Source organism: Salinibacter ruber DSM 13855 (genome assembly GCF_000013045.1).
In the GTDB taxonomy this organism is placed as follows: domain Bacteria; phylum Bacteroidota; class Rhodothermia; order Rhodothermales; family Salinibacteraceae; genus Salinibacter; species Salinibacter ruber.
In genome coordinates, this window is record NC_007677.1 from 3,178,394 (window position 1) to 3,192,517 (window position 14,124).

Here is a 14,124-nt window from a genome sequence, read left to right on the forward strand (position 1 = left end):
GAAGACTCGTAGGGAGGGTGGGTCATTCACCGGAAGGCGGGAATGGCCCCGGGTTTGTACAAAGGGGTGCAACGGACGTCGGGCGGAACCGATCCCTGACCGGAGACGACGCCCACGGTGCGGGCCGAGGGGGGCCGCCGGGCCGCTACCACACCGGCTCGGCCCCAAACTCGCTGAAGAGCACGTCGAGTGCCGGGTAGGTGTCGCGGAGCTGGCTCAGCTGTTCACGGGGGCTGAGGGGCTCGTCCGACGTGTCGGCGTCGGCGGCGGCCGCGTCGCTCGTATCCTCGACGACGAACCGCAGGTCGTCAACGGTAGGGGCCACCGTGTCGGTGACGTGGCGCAACAGCACGCGCCGCCGGTCACGCAGGGTGTCGCGGTGGAGGGCCCGGGGGACGGCGACGGTGAGCGTGCCGTCGACGTACTCGACGGGCTCGGCCTCGCCCAGCAGGGAGCCGAGGCTAATGTGGGTGTCCTTGACGGACTGCACGACCTGGGGCCACTCGGTGGCTACCCCGTCGGCGTCGGCCCCTGCCGCCACGGCTGGCTCCGCCACCGCGGCGGCCGACGCGTCCGACCCGTCCGACGTCGACGCCGACTCGGACGCGCGAGCGTCCGTGGTGCCGGATGCCGATCCGCCCTCCGACGATTCGTCGTCCCCCAGCGCCGGGGCGCCAAAAATGTCGTTGTACCCAACGGACGGATCCGCCCCCGATGCGTCCGTCCCGTCGGCTGGGGCATCCGAGGACGGCGGCTCGTCCCCGTCGTCGGGGCCCTGCGCGTCGGCGTCTGGGGCCTCGTCGTTCGGGGCCTCGTCATTTGGGGCGTCGTCGTTTGGGGCGTCGTCCTCGTCCGATGCACTCAGCGTCTCGTTCCCTGCCTCGTCCACGACGTCGGCCGGCGCCCCGTCGGGCGTCTCGTTCTTCGGATCGCTCTCTGCGTCCTTCGTTGAGGGGGCGTCCTCCGGCGCATTCGGCGGGGCCGTGGACTCGGGCCCGTAGCCGGGGCGGGGCTCGGCGGCCGCGTCGGGGGACGCCTCTCGTCCGGCCGCCCCGCCCGTCTCTGTGTTCTCAGACTTCTCAGACTCGGGGGGAGCCGGCGGGGCCGACGCCGTTTCGGACGCGGTCACCCCGTCGCCCGGCACGGCCTCGGGGAGGTCGCCGTCCTCGGCCATCTGTTCCAGGCGGTCGATCTTTTCGAGCACCGCCCGGAGGTCGGCCGAGCGGCGAAGCTGCGCCATCTTGAGGAGCGTCGTCTCCAGCGTAAGGCGCGGCTGCGGGCTCTGTTTGATGTCGTCCTCCGTGTCCGCGGCCATGGTGAGCAGGCGCAGCAGGTCGGCCTCGTCGAAGCGCTCGGCCTCGTCGGCGTAGCGGGTGCGGGTCGACTCCGCAACCTCTTCCAGCGCCTCCCCGCCCAGCGAGTGGGCCACCAGCAGGTTGCGCAGGTGCTCGGCCAGTCCCACCAGCATCTCCTGCAGGTCGTACCCGCTGCGCACCACGTGGCGCACGAGCTCAATCATCCCCGCCGTGTCCTGCGCGGCGACGTGGTCGGTAAGGCGAAAGTACAGGTCCTGGTCCACCACGCCCAGGGCCTGGGTCAGCTCCCCGTACTCCAGCGTGGCCCCGCAGAGCGAGAGGGCCTGGTCGAACGCCGAGAGGGCATCGCGGAGCGCCCCGTTGCCCTTGCGTGCCAGCAGCATGAGGCTCTCCTCGTCGGCCTCCACGCCCTCCGTCTCACAAATCTCGCGCAGGCGCTGGACGATCTCCGGCACCGGAATGCGGCGGAAGTCGAACCGCTGGCACCGCGACAGGATGGTGGGCAGCACCTTGTGCGGCTCGGTGGTGGCGAAGATGAAGAGGGCGTGGGCGGGCGGCTCCTCCAGCGTCTTCAGCAGGGCGTTGAACGCCTGCTTCGACAGCATGTGCACCTCGTCGAGGATGTAGACCTTCTTCTGGTCGCCCTGTGGCGGGATCCGGACCTTCTCGCGCAGCTCGCGGATGTCGTCGACCTTGTTGTTGGAGGCCGCGTCCATCTCGAAGACGTTGAGGCTGCGCCCCGCCTCGAACGACTCGCACGAGTCGCACTCGCAGCACGGCTCGGCACCGTCCTCGCGCTCCTCCCGCGGGGTCTCGCAGTTGATGGCCTTCGCCAGGATGCGGGCGGCCGTGGTCTTCCCCACCCCCCGCGGGCCGCTGAACAGGTAGGCGTGTGCGAGCCGCTCCATCCGGATCGCGTTCTTGAGCGTCTCGGTGACGTGCTCCTGCGCAACGACCTCCGTGAAAAGCGAGGGCCGATACTTGCGCGCCGTAACCAGGTATCGCTGTTCGTCCATGTGAGCGCGGGGACGGATGAGAGAAGGGTGGAGGGAGAACTGGTACCGGTCGTCGGCCAGGGGACGACGAGAGCGCGGGGGCGTCCCGCTCAATATACCGGCACCGCCTCGGGGAAGTCAATGGTGCCTCAACGCGCACTCAGCCCACTCGCCCGCCGCGCGGCCCCTCTTACACCAGCCCGTCGCCGGCGGCCACGACCTTGGTGTTGCCCAGCCGGTCGCCCCAGCGTCGGCCGACGGGGTCGGCGAAGACGTTGTAGATCTCAAACAGGATGAGCCCGAGCCCCGCAAGCGAGAGGAACGACGCCAGGGCCCCGCCGACGATGGGGACGACGATGAACGCCCCCGCGACGGAGCTGAGCCCCAGCATCCAGTTGCGCTGGACCGACGTTTCGAGGGAGACCGGGCCCCCGTCGAGGCGCACGAGGTCGAGCCCCATCACGTACTTTCCCGGCGACCGGAAGCGCAGCGGCCCGACCTCGAATCCATCCCGGGCGACCAGGTACAGCCCGCCCACGAGCCCCCCCAGCAGGGGGGCGCCCCCAAACAGGGCGGTCAGCCCCGTCGCGATGATGCCGTCGAGGAGGGCCGCAACGAACCGCTCGTGTTGCGAAGGCGAGGAGGCGTCTGCGGAAGACCCGTTCATGAGGGGGGTGTGTCTAGAAAAAGGGAACGGGTCCGGTCACGGCCCGTGGCGTCTACGCCGCGTTCGACGACGGATCCGGGGAGTTCGGTTCCCGGCGCTGCGGGTCCGGGGTCGACGGTTCGCGGCGCGTCGGGCTCGGCACCTTGGGCGGCTGCTTGGGCTGCCGCTGGGGCGAGCGCTGCGGGGTTCGTTGTGGGGTGCGCTGCGGCGTGCGACGGCGGCGGGGATTGGCCGGGGCGATCTGAGGGCGAGCGTCGGGCATGGGACCGAAACCAAAGTTCGTCCGCATTATGCTGAGGGTGTGCTTGTACGTGTCCCTCAGGCGGTTGTTGGCACCGCCCGTCAGGCCGCCGTCCCGTCGGCCGAGGCCGCGTCCGCCGCCTCTGGATCCGCCTCGTTCGTCGACGCGTCCGCATCGTCGGTGGCGACCGCCCGCAGCGCTTCGGTGTGGGGGCGGGGCCGCGTCACCGTAACGGGCTCCGGCTCGAAGCACGCCCGGCACCGCGGCTCGTAGGCCTCCGTGGCCCCGACCAGCACCCGGTCCTCGCCCGGCACGATGCGCTGGGAGTGGTTGGCCGGCGCCCCACAGACCACGCAGACGGCGTGTAGCTTGGTCACGTGCTCGGCCACCGCCATGAGCTGGGGCATCGGGTCAAACGGCTCCGCGCGGTAGTCCGTGTCGAGCCCCACCACGATCACACGGTGCCCGTCTTCGGCCAGCGCCTGACACGTCGGCACGAGGTCGTCGTCGAAGAACTGCGCCTCGTCGATGCCCACGACGTCCGCCTCCTGCACCAGCTCTTGAATCTGCGGGGGCGCCTCCACCGGCGTGGTGGTCACGGAATTCTCGTTGTGGGACACCACCTCGTCTTCGCTGTAGCGCTCGTCGAGGGCCGGCTTGAAGACGCGGGTGTGCTGACGAGCAATGCGGGCCCGGCGCAGCCGACGAATCAGCTCCTCCGTCTTGCCGCTGAACATCGACCCGCAGATGACCTCCATCCAGCCGGTGGTGCGGTCGCGGTCCACGATGTGGGGCTCCAGGGCGGACATGAACAGGGCTGCACGGTGCGGGGACAGACGCAGACGTTGCAAGGTAACCGCACGTCCGGGAGGAAGTCCACACCGGTTTTGTATGGAAGCGGGGAAGGTCGGCCTGTGGGGGCTCGGGGCAGGCCGGGGCCGTGCGTGTCCAGGCGCGCAGCTACCCGGCCTCTTCCACCCGGAACGAAGGAAGGTGCACGCCCCACCGCAGCGCGGCCAGGCGCACGGCCGACACCGCGACGATCGTGAGGCCCGCCACCGCCGCCTCCGGAAGGGCCGCGGCCCGCAGGCCCAGATAGAGCACGCCCCCGGACAGGGCCGCCGTCGCGTAGATCTCCTCCCGCAGAATGAGAGGGGTTTCGTCGCAGAGCACGTCCCGCACCATTCCCCCCACCGTGGCCGTGACGGCGCTCATAATCACGACCACGACCGGCGGGGCGCCCACCCCGAGCGCAACACGGGCCCCCACCACCGAGAACACCGCCAGCCCAAACGCGTCGGCCACCTCCAGCGACTGCCGGGGGGGCCGGAAGACCGACGTGTAGGCGAAGGTGAGGCCGCCCGCCCCCGCGATCACCGCGAGGTACCGCAGGTCCTGAATCCAGAAAACCGGATGTCGGTCCAGGATCAAGTCGCGAATCGTGCCGCCCCCGACGGCCGTCACCGCCGCGATCACAAGGGCCCCAAACAGGTCCATCCGGCGCCGGCCGGCCGCCAGCGCCCCGGACACCGCAAAGACCGCCGTGCCGAATAGGTCCAGGACGTACAGAACGGTGCCGGGGGAAACGGGCATCGGGCGCAGCGACTCCATCGGACAGGAACGCGTTGAGAGATCTCAGGGAGCAGCGTGGGCCCGCCGCTCCGTCTGGTTTCGCCATGTGGACTGGACCAACGCCCCCAGCATGCCCACCAGCAGCAGCACGAGGACGACAAACGCGACGCCCCACCCAAACACGTCGGCCACGAACCCCGTCACGACGCTGCCACTCGCCCCCAGCACCATGTAGACGGTCCGGACGAGCCCAAACCCTGCACTGCGCTCGTGGTCGTCCAGGTGGTCCATGAACTTCGGCATGAGGGCCGCCCCCCATCCCATCGAGAAGCCGGCACACACCACCGATACGATGGCCATGCCCAGGCCCGTTCCCCCCACCAGAAGCCCGTACCCTACGATGCCGATCCCGATGGCGAGACTGGCGGCCGCGTCCCGCCCAATGCGGTCCGACAACGCCCCGAGGCCGGGCTGGGTGACGCCCTGCATCAGAAAATACCCCGAGAAGAGCACCCCGGCGGTTGCCTCCGAGTAGCCGTGGTACGCCACGAAGAACGTCGGCAGGAACGACGCCGTGGCCTGCCACACGAACATTCCGACGGCCGAGAGGATCACCGTGCGGGCGATCGGCGGACGGCGAAGAAGCTCGGCCAGGGGCCCGATTTTGAATCGCCCCCACACCGACTCGTCGGGCCGCACCGGCGGCCGTGCCCGCACGACGTAGACCACGAGGCCCACGACCGGAGCGGCAAACACCGTCCCCAGGGCGACGGCCCAGCGCCAGCCCATCCACGCGCCAACGGCCCCGGCGGCCATCGGCGCCAACACCCCCGCCACCGGCGCCCCCGCCGTGTGAATGCCGATGGCCGTGCCGATCTGGTCGGTGGTACGCGTCAGAAGCGACGTGGCCACGCTGTAGTGCAGCCCCGCCACGGTTCCCAGCACGGCCGTTCCCACCAGGAACATCGCGTAGGACGAGGCGAAGGCCAGAAGCGTGCTCGCGACCGCGGTGCCCCCCACCGCCACCAGAATGATGCCCCGCTCCCCGTAGCGGTCGGCCAGCAGCCCGCTCGGAAATTGAGAGAGGGCATACCCCAGCCACATGCCGGTCAGGGCCAGCCCGATCGCGCCGTTGGGCACGGCAAACGCGTCGCTGATGGAGGGGACGACCGGACTAATGACGAGTCGCGCGGCCATCGTTGCGAAAAAGGCCAGGGTACACGTCCCGAGGACGGCCCCCTGGCGTGACCAAAGTGTCACAGGCGTAGGGCAGTTGGTGAGGCAAAGCAAACGAGGAGGAGGCTGCGTGCAGGCACGGGCCTAGGCGGCCTAGATGCCGAAGAACTCCGCGACGCCGCCCAGTACCATTTTCGACGCGATCGCGGTGAGCACCATCCCCATGAGCCGCTCCGTGGCCACCAGCCCGCGGTCCCCAAGGAGGCGCGACAGGTTGGGGGCCAGAAGCAGAACGACGCCGGTGGCCGCCCACGCCCCGACGAGCGCAGCCAGCCACTCCAGCCAGCGCGTCGGGTCCTTGCTCATGATGAACAGCACCGACGCCAGGGCCGACGGGCCCGCCACGAGCGGCACGGCGAGCGGCACGAGGATCGGGGCGTCACTTGCCTGCTCCGCATCCTCCGCAAACACGCCACCGGGCGACGGAAACACCATGCGGAGGGCAATCAGAAACAGGATGATGCCCCCCGCTACCGTCACGGACGACTCCGAGATGCCGATGGCCGCAAGCAGGTACTGGCCGCCGAACAGGAAGACCACCAAAAACCCCAGGGCGATCAGCAGCTCCCGGGCGATGACCCACCGCCGACGCTCCTGCTTCACTGGACGCAAGACCGAGAGGAACACCGGAACGTTGCCAAACGGATCCATGACCAGGAAGAGCAAGAGGGCGGCCGAAAATATCGTCATCTATTCGTAGTAGTCGATTGGATGCCAAAGCACGGCGGAATGGTCGAAAAAGAGGGATTACGGCAATGTAACGCGCAGTGGCCCGTCTCTTATCTCTCCATAAGGTCGTAGGGGCGCCTCCGCACTGCCGTTTCATGGAGTTTTTCGCTCGGACCGATCGACGTCATCGATCGTTTATCACAGGCCTTCGGAGAAACGTCCGCCCGTGCCTTTTCCTCGGCCTCCCCGACTGCCTGCGCCATGGAACTTCGCCACCTCCGGTACTTCACGGCCCTCGCCGACGAACTGCATTTCGGCCGGGCCGCCGACGCTGTCTTCGTCGCCCAGTCCACCCTGAGCCAGCAGATTAAGGCGTTTGAGGAGGAGATCGGGGTCGCGCTCTTCGACCGGGCCTCGGGGGGCGTGGAGCTGACGGAGGCGGGCCACACCTTTCTCCCGTACGCGAAGCGCGTGCTCCGGGAGGCACGGCGTGCGGAGTCCGTGGCGCGGGCGGCCCGGGACGGACTGGCGGGCCTGCTCACCATTACCTACGCGGCGAGCGCGATGCGGAGCGGGCTCCCCGCCATCATCAAGACCTTTCGGTCCAAGCGCCCCCACGGGGAGCTCGATCTGGTCGAGCAGACCACTCGCGAACAGGTGGACGCCCTGCGGGGGAAGGAAACGGATGTCGGGTTCCTGTTTCTGCCGATCAACGAGCGCGGCCTGCGGGTGCAGCCCCTCTTTACGGCCCCGATGGTGGTGGTACTCCCGACGGGCCATCGCCTCGCCGACCGGACGTCCGTCCCCCTCCGGGAGCTCGAAGGCGAGCCGCACGTGATCTGGGCGCGGAGCGGGGCGCCCCGCATCCATGACGCCTACGTGCGCGCCTGCCACGAGGCCGGGTTTACCCCGCAGATTCCGCAGGAGATTGAACGGGGAGAGAGCTTTCTCGGGCTCGTGGAGGCGGGGCTGGGGGTGTCCATCGCCCATGCCTCGAACGTGCAGATCCAGCGTCCCGGCGTGGGGTACGCAAAGATCGTGGAGCCCACCGTGCCCCTTACCCTGGGCCTCGCGTACCGGCGCGACAACGACTCGCCGCTCCTCGACCGGTTTTTGGAGACGGTAGCGGACGAACAGGACGCGTTCACCCAGAACCCAATCTAACCAAAATGGGCTCGTGAATGTCGGCGGGAGCGCCTCGGTGCGGGACGCATTTTCGCCTGGACGTGCCCGACAGCATGTCCCCAGGCCCCGCGCACAGGGCAAAACCGCGCGTCTCCACCGGGTCGGTCCGAGCCGGAGTCGGCCGGCGGACGAGGCCCCGGCCCTTCGTGCCTAGTACTCTCTAAAACGGGAGATCGGTGTCCGGCTCGAAGCTCTCGTTTTGACGAAGCGTCTCCTCGTCCTTGATCATGGCGAGCACGTCCGGCACCTGCCCCACGGTCAACTCCCCGATCCCGGACACGCTCTTCACGTCGAGCACCCGATTCAGGTACCCCTCATCGCGCCCGCAGTACGTGGCAAACCCGAGGAGCTTCTCCCCGAGCGGCCCGTCCGGAATGGTGGTCTCGCCCACTCGCTGTTCGGACGGCTGTTGACGCACGCGGGTCAGAAGCACCTCCGCCGCCCGGTCAATCTCGGCCTGGGACGGCCCCTCGGACGACGCCGGCTCCGTAGATTGCGTGGAGGAGTCCGTGGATTGCGTGGAGGAGGAAGAGGGGCCCCGCGACGCGTCCGCCTCCCGGGCGGTCGGCTCCTCCCGGCGGTTTGCCTCGGACGTGTCCGCGTCCGGTTGGACCGGGTCTCCCTCCGGGGTGATCTGCCACGCCTCCCCAGCGTCCCGGTCGTACACCTCGATGTTCTGATCGTACCCGACGTAAATGCCAAGCGGATTGGTGTCCGTCACCCCGAGGTCGAGCGTGTAGTTGTGATCGTCGTCGTACGCGCGGAGCCGCATCTTGTCGAACGTGCCGCGCTCGCCCTCAAGGTCCTGATCGTAGATCACGACGACCTCCTCCGCCCCCGACGCCCGCCGAAGCCGATGCTCCGCGCGCTCAATTTCGCGGACAATCTCCTGGCAGTGCGCGAGCTCTTCGAGGGAGCCCTCGAACGAAAAGGAAAGATCCCCAATGGCAAAGTGGCCCGTCGGCATGGCGTGGAAACGCTGGTCAGGAACGTGCATGCCGGGCCCGGCACGCCCCTCAGTGTGGGCCCGGCACATGTGCGAGATATGTTCAACGATCAAACGGATCGGCCCGGCTTCGGATCCCGCCTTGTGTTATATTTCCGCCAGCGCGCCGGATGGAATCCAGCCCCCGGTTCGGCTCCGCATCTGTACGCGCGTCCACGCCTCCCGCTCGGCTCCGTGGGTTACGAGCACCCCCGAACGAAGGGTCGTATCGGCGGGGGCCGTGTCGGTGGGGGCGGACCGGAGCGTCGCCTCTTTGTCCACCACGACGGCCCGGCGCTCCTGGGCCTGCATGTACGAGGTGGCCAGCGCGACGGCAACGAGCAGCACTCCCGCCCCAATCAGCCCCCTCATCGCTGGCCCCTGCCACGCGCCTCCCCGACGCGGGCCGTCCCAGACTGCCGCCCCGAGCCCCCCAACACACATGGCAAGCATCCCGATGCCGAACAGGAGCAGGGGCGACCATCCCACCACGAGGGCCACGAGGCCGCCGGCCGCCCCCCCGCGCCGCGGAAGCTCGGCACGCCGACGGACGTACTCCAGGTTGTGCTGCAGGCGCGGGTCTCCAGGCCGGAGGCGACGCCCTCGTTCGTAGGCCCAGACCGCCAGCCCCGTACGGTCGAGGCGCACGTAGGCATTGCCTAGATTGTGGTAGAGCGCTGCACTCTCGTGGCCGGCGTCGAGGACGGCCCGGTACGCTTCCACGGCGGTTCCGTACCGGCCCCGGTCGTAGGCCTCATTGGCCGCCTCAAATTGTTGGGCGACGGACGACGGCTGCCCGCAAGCCGGGGCGGCGACGATCAGTCCAAATCCACCGAGAACGGCCGCAAGAAGGCGCATGAAAGGGGCGGAGCAACAGAAGGGGGCATCGGGACTACGGGCGCGGTGGCGTGGTTGCCGACCGCGGAAGGGCCGTGTCGAGTCGCCGAAGCACGGCGTGGGCATTGGCCAGCACGTCTTCGGGCGCCGCAGAGCCGGCACGGGGCGCGTACTGGGCCTCGTCGCAGCGGTCGAGCACGTCGTAGAGGGCGTCCTGAAGATCCGGCGGAACGTCGTGGCGGGGCAGGTCGCGGTCGAGCACCGTCCGGGGCACGTCGTTGGGGCCGTCGCGCCCCAGCCGTTCCGCCAGGAAGGCGCGGAGCGCACGCGCCACCGCATCGTAGAAGGCCGCGTCGTCCCCCGCTTGCAGGTGGCGACGGGCCGCCTGAAGGCGGTTTGTTTCTTCATTGGGGGCGGGCGTTTTCTCGACGGCGGCCGTTTCGTCCGGCGACGGCGCACCACCGGACCGCCAGCGCCGATAGGCGACGCCGGCCGCGACGACCAGGGCCGGCGCCAGGAGGGCGAGGTATGCCCAGGGATTTCGGTAGAGGGGACGCCGGTCCGCTCGTACCCACTGCGCCTCGCCCGCCGCCATCGGCGCCGCCACGTCCCCCACTGGCAGGCCGTTTCCCGTTCGGCCCACCGCCCGCGGGGCCGCCTCCCCCGTGACCTGTAGCGTCGAGGGCTGGGCGCGGCGCGTCCTGTACCGCCCCGCGTCCGGATCGAAGTAGGAGAACGTGACGGCCGGGAGGTCGTAGCGCCCGCCGGACTGGGGCACGAGCGTGTAGGTAAACGTTTTGGTGCCGTGGATGCGGGACGCGTTGCGCTCGATGTTCGTCTCGACGGTTGGCTCGTACACCTCCATGTCCCCAGGCGACCCTACGGAGGGCGGGGCGAGCGTCGCCAAATTGCCCGTGCCGTCCACCTCTACCGTCAGGGTCACCGGCGCCCCCACCGACGTGCTGTCCGTATCGGTCCCGGCCGTCATCGAAAACTGCCCCACAGCCCCGTTGAAGGCGGGCGGCGCCCCCGACGGCAGGGCCCGTGCCTCCAGCGAGAGGCCCTCGGAGGCGAGCTGCACGGGCTCGAAGCGCCCCCGGAGGGACGGCCCGCGGTCGCGCAAGCGCATCGTCCCCTGGGCCTCCGTCTCGATGCGCAGGGGATCGACCTGCAGGGTGCCCGGCCGCGTGGGAAACAGGGCCACCCGCTTTAGGACCACGGTCTCGTACGCCCGTCCGCGGGCCCGCCGCCGCTGGGGGGTGGGGCGGGCGGCCACGTTGAGCTCCTCGCGCCAGAAGCCCGGCGCGTCCCACGATCCGGCCAGACGGCTGTGGCGGAGCCGGATGCCGGGACGATAGAATAAACTGTACTCGACGATCACCTGCTCATTCTGGTACACCTGACCGTCGGTTGCCCGCGCACGGATGAAGAGGTCCCGAGCGTTCAGGGACTTGTCCCCGGACGCGCCGTCGGGGCGCGTTAGCGTCGGGGCGTCGGGCTTGCCCGTCCGCGGGGACACCCGAACGCGGATGGGATCGGTGCTGTACGTCTCCCCCTGCACCACCACGGTGAGGGGCCGGATGAGTGCGGCCCCCTGCTGCCGTGGGCGAAGCCGCCACGAAAAGACGACGCTTTGACGAAGCCGCCCGCCCCTCGACGCCCGAATCTGTCTCGTTCGGGGCGTGCGCTGCTGAGGCTCCAGGTTGGTCGTCGAGGGCGGATCCGGCGTCTGCACGACAGTGGCGGGGGCCCCGTCGACCCGCACTGTCAACTGGACCGGTTCGCCCACCCTCACGTCCGTAGGGTCGGCCTCGGCCGTGACCCGTACCGGTCCGCTGGACTGGGCACGACTCATCCCGACACACACTCCCCCCAACACAACCACAAAAACCGCGAGTCGGACAAGCATGGACTGTGCGGGCCACATGGGCGGTGTGCCGCTGATGAAGAAAATCGTTCCGGCCCGGGGCGCCACCTTTCCTCCGGCAATGGGCCGTGCCGTCTGCGCCGTTACCAGTCTTTCTCGACCCGGCTGGGCGCCTCCGATTCGCCCTGCACCTCACGCAGCAGCCTCTGCTCCTGATTTTCGAGGGCCTGGAGGAGCCGGGCCGCCTGCGCCTGACTCAGGCGGCGGGCCGACCGGCGGGCGCCGGGTCGATCGCCCCCCTGCTGCCCCTGTGCCTTCGCGCCGGACGATCCCGTCGAGGATGGGTCCGGCGTCCCGGATGGGGACGACTCCGAGCGGGACGGGTCGTCGGATTGAGACTGGGATTCCTCCCCCGAGGCGCCGGACTGCTCCTGCGATCCTTCGCTTCCCCTTGAGGGGTCGCGCCGGTTCTGCGACTGCTGGCCCTGCTGGGACGGTCGCCCTCCCCCCCGCTGCTTCTCTCGCTGCTCCAGTTTTTTCCGAAGGGCCTGCAGCCGGGGGTCCGACGGGGCGATTTCCAACCCCCGCTCCACCGCCCGCCGGGCCGCCTCCGTATCGCTGGCCACGTACCGCTGCGCCGCGTCGTGGAACAGGGCGTTGGCGGAGGGTTGGCCCAGGGCCGGCGCGCCTCCGCCCCCGACCAGCAGGCCCACAACGACTCCAATCCAGTACAGGCGCATCACGGGTCCGAGCGGGCAATCTGAGCAATTTCTTCGATGCGGGTGACGAAGTCGCGGTACGCGCGAACCGTCGAGTCCTTCTGCATCCCGTCCCGCAGCAGGGCCGCGGCGGTGGTGTACTGGGTCCGTGCCACCAGGGCGTCCGCTCGTTCCTTCAGCTTTTGGGCGAAGGGCGAGGGCTCGAGGGTCGGCGGATCGCTTCCGGCGCCCCCTCCCGCCTGCCGCTTCAGATACTCGTAGTTGAACCGGGCGGCCTCATGCGTGGGGTCGAGGAGGAGCACCGTCCGGTAGCGGTCGAGGGCCTTGGTTCGGTCATTCATCTCGGCCGCAACGGTGGCGGCGTTGAAAAGCACCCGGACGCGCTCCGCCTCCGTCGTGGCGGCCCGACGGGCCTTCCGGAGCGCGGCCCGAGCGGCCCCGAGGCGCTCCTGGCGATGAAGGGCCAGTCCCAGGTTGTTCTGGAGGCCCGTGTACACGGAGCCGGTCGTGTCGTCGAGGGCATCCAGGCCCGCCCGGTAGGTCTCCGCCGCGGCGACGTACCGTCCCCGGTCGAAGAGGGCGTTGCCGTCCCGGCCCTGCCCCGCTCCGCTGTCGCCGAGGAGGCCGAAGAAGAGCAAAATGAGTGCCGCTCGGGCGAGCATGCGCTCGGGGTTCGATTACGAATGGGATGACAGGACGGCAATTGTACGTGCGGTCTCGTCCGTCGATTCCGACGCGACTACTCCCTCTTCCAGACCCCGCTGAGCCACTCCTCGAACTGTACGCCGGAGGCGTCACGGCGCCCCGTCGGGAGGACGCTTGCGGCGAGCAGTAGCAGCAGGGCCGCCGCCAGGGGCCACTGGTACATCTCCTCGTATTCGGCAAACCGCTCGGCGTCGTACGTCGTGGCCCCGATCTGCCGGAGCGCCGCCGGCACGTCCGAGAGGGCACTGGCGGCCGCCCTGACGCGGAAGTACGCCCCCGACCGGGCCAGGCGCGTTAGGGGGGCCTCGCGCAGACGGCTCCGCACGACCTCGCCCTGGCGGTTCCGCTTGTAGTCGACACGCCGCCCGTTTTCGTAGACCGGAATCCGGGCGCCGTCCTCGGTGCCCACGCCGGCGGTCAGGAGCGTCACCCCGGCCTCCTCCGCGCGCTGCCGGGCGGCGTCGAGGTCGCCGGCGTGGTTCTCTCCGTCCGAGACGATCAGCAGTGCGCGGGGGCGCGGCTCCTCGGGGGCCGCCGTCGTGTCGTCCGTCGGACGGGGCGCGCCGAAGGCCTGCAGGCCCGCGTCGACGGCCGCGCTCACGTCGGTGCCCGGCGTCGAGATCTGGTCGGGCGCCGCCGCGTCGAGGAAGAGGCGGAAGGCGCCGTAGTCGGTCGTAAGGGGCGACTGCACGAACCCGCTTCCGGCAAAGAGGACGAGCCCCACCCGGTCGCCCGACAGATCATCCACCAACGTGCGGATTTCGTTCTTCGCCCGCCGGAGGCGGCTTGGGGGCACGTCCTGGGCCCGCATCGACGCCGAAACGTCCAGCGCCACGACGAGGTCGAGCCCCCGGCGCTCCACCGTGCGCACCTCCGTGCCCCACCGCGGCCCCATCAGGGCCACGGCCCCGAGAAGAAGCGCCCCCACCACGAGGCCCGCCTCCCACATTCGACGGCGCGGGCGACGGGTCGTCGCGAGCCGCCGCACGGCCCCTGGGTGCCCAAACTGCTCCCGGGCCGCCCGGCGCCGACGCACCGCCCACCCGTAGATCCCCAGGGCCACCGGGCCAAGGAGAAGCGTCCACACGTATGTGGGGTGAAGCCAGTCCATGTCTGGGCTGTGATTGCAG

At 69.8% G+C, this 14,124-nt stretch carries 14 protein-coding genes; 1 reads left to right on the forward strand and 13 read right to left on the reverse strand.

Going from position 1 to position 14,124, the window contains the following annotated elements; translation table 11 throughout:
• Nucleotides 1–145 precede the first annotated feature (145 nt).
• The 7 genes from dnaX to SRU_RS13425 all read right to left on the reverse strand — a co-directional run bounded on the left by dnaX (nt 146) and on the right by SRU_RS13425 (nt 6,717).
• The gene (gene dnaX / locus SRU_RS15245; RefSeq protein WP_011405269.1) at nt 146–2,332 is read right to left on the reverse strand and encodes a DNA polymerase III subunit gamma/tau; all 2,187 of its coding nucleotides are present in this window, start codon (nt 2,330–2,332) and stop codon (nt 146–148) included.
• A 169-nt stretch (nt 2,333–2,501) separates the two neighbouring features.
• The gene (locus SRU_RS13400) at nt 2,502–2,978 is read right to left on the reverse strand and encodes an RDD family protein (RefSeq protein WP_011405270.1); all 477 of its coding nucleotides are present in this window, start codon (nt 2,976–2,978) and stop codon (nt 2,502–2,504) included.
• A gap of 52 nt (nt 2,979–3,030) precedes the next feature.
• Complete coding sequence (locus SRU_RS13405) at nt 3,031–3,240, reverse strand: hypothetical protein (RefSeq protein ID WP_162713407.1); 210 nt, start codon at nt 3,238–3,240, stop codon at nt 3,031–3,033.
• Nucleotides 3,241–3,320: 80 nt separating this feature from the next.
• The gene (locus tag SRU_RS13410; protein WP_051010882.1) at nt 3,321–4,028 is read right to left on the reverse strand and encodes a thymidine kinase; all 708 of its coding nucleotides are present in this window, start codon (nt 4,026–4,028) and stop codon (nt 3,321–3,323) included.
• Between the two features lie 151 nt (nt 4,029–4,179).
• Nucleotides 4,180–4,812, reverse strand: a complete 633-nt coding sequence (locus tag SRU_RS13415; protein WP_231847184.1) for a trimeric intracellular cation channel family protein — start codon at nt 4,810–4,812, stop codon at nt 4,180–4,182.
• A 42-nt stretch (nt 4,813–4,854) separates the two neighbouring features.
• The gene (locus tag SRU_RS13420) at nt 4,855–6,051 is read right to left on the reverse strand and encodes an MFS transporter (RefSeq protein WP_011405273.1); all 1,197 of its coding nucleotides are present in this window, start codon (nt 6,049–6,051) and stop codon (nt 4,855–4,857) included.
• Between the two features lie 69 nt (nt 6,052–6,120).
• Nucleotides 6,121–6,717: a MarC family protein gene (locus SRU_RS13425; protein WP_011405274.1), complete on the reverse strand. Its 597-nt coding sequence runs from the start codon at nt 6,715–6,717 to the stop codon at nt 6,121–6,123.
• A 240-nt stretch (nt 6,718–6,957) separates the two neighbouring features.
• Here SRU_RS13425 and SRU_RS13430 point away from each other — a divergent pair, with 240 nt between their 5' ends.
• Nucleotides 6,958–7,860, forward strand: a complete 903-nt coding sequence (locus SRU_RS13430; protein ID WP_011405275.1) for a LysR family transcriptional regulator — start codon at nt 6,958–6,960, stop codon at nt 7,858–7,860.
• Nucleotides 7,861–8,041: 181 nt separating this feature from the next.
• Here SRU_RS13430 and SRU_RS13435 read toward each other — a convergent pair whose 3' ends face one another.
• The 6 genes from SRU_RS13435 to SRU_RS13460 form a co-directional block, all read right to left on the reverse strand.
• A complete protein-coding gene (locus SRU_RS13435; protein WP_237701757.1) occupies nt 8,042–8,878 on the reverse strand; it encodes a hypothetical protein in 837 nt (278 codons plus the stop codon).
• Between the two features lie 96 nt (nt 8,879–8,974).
• The gene (locus SRU_RS13440; RefSeq protein WP_011405277.1) at nt 8,975–9,724 is read right to left on the reverse strand and encodes an SH3 domain-containing protein; all 750 of its coding nucleotides are present in this window, start codon (nt 9,722–9,724) and stop codon (nt 8,975–8,977) included.
• A 34-nt stretch (nt 9,725–9,758) separates the two neighbouring features.
• Nucleotides 9,759–11,558, reverse strand: a complete 1,800-nt coding sequence (locus tag SRU_RS13445; RefSeq protein WP_011405278.1) for a BatD family protein — start codon at nt 11,556–11,558, stop codon at nt 9,759–9,761.
• A 155-nt stretch (nt 11,559–11,713) separates the two neighbouring features.
• A complete protein-coding gene (locus SRU_RS13450; protein WP_221231603.1) occupies nt 11,714–12,310 on the reverse strand; it encodes a hypothetical protein in 597 nt (198 codons plus the stop codon).
• Nucleotides 12,310–12,951, reverse strand: coding sequence for a hypothetical protein (locus SRU_RS13455; RefSeq protein WP_011405280.1), 642 nt, complete (start codon nt 12,949–12,951; stop codon nt 12,310–12,312). The genes SRU_RS13450 and SRU_RS13455 overlap by 1 nt, the downstream gene beginning before the upstream one ends.
• A 77-nt stretch (nt 12,952–13,028) precedes the next feature.
• On the reverse strand, nt 13,029–14,105 hold the full coding sequence (locus SRU_RS13460) for a VWA domain-containing protein (protein WP_164923669.1): 1,077 nt from the start codon (nt 14,103–14,105) through the stop codon (nt 13,029–13,031).
• Nucleotides 14,106–14,124 lie beyond the last annotated feature (19 nt).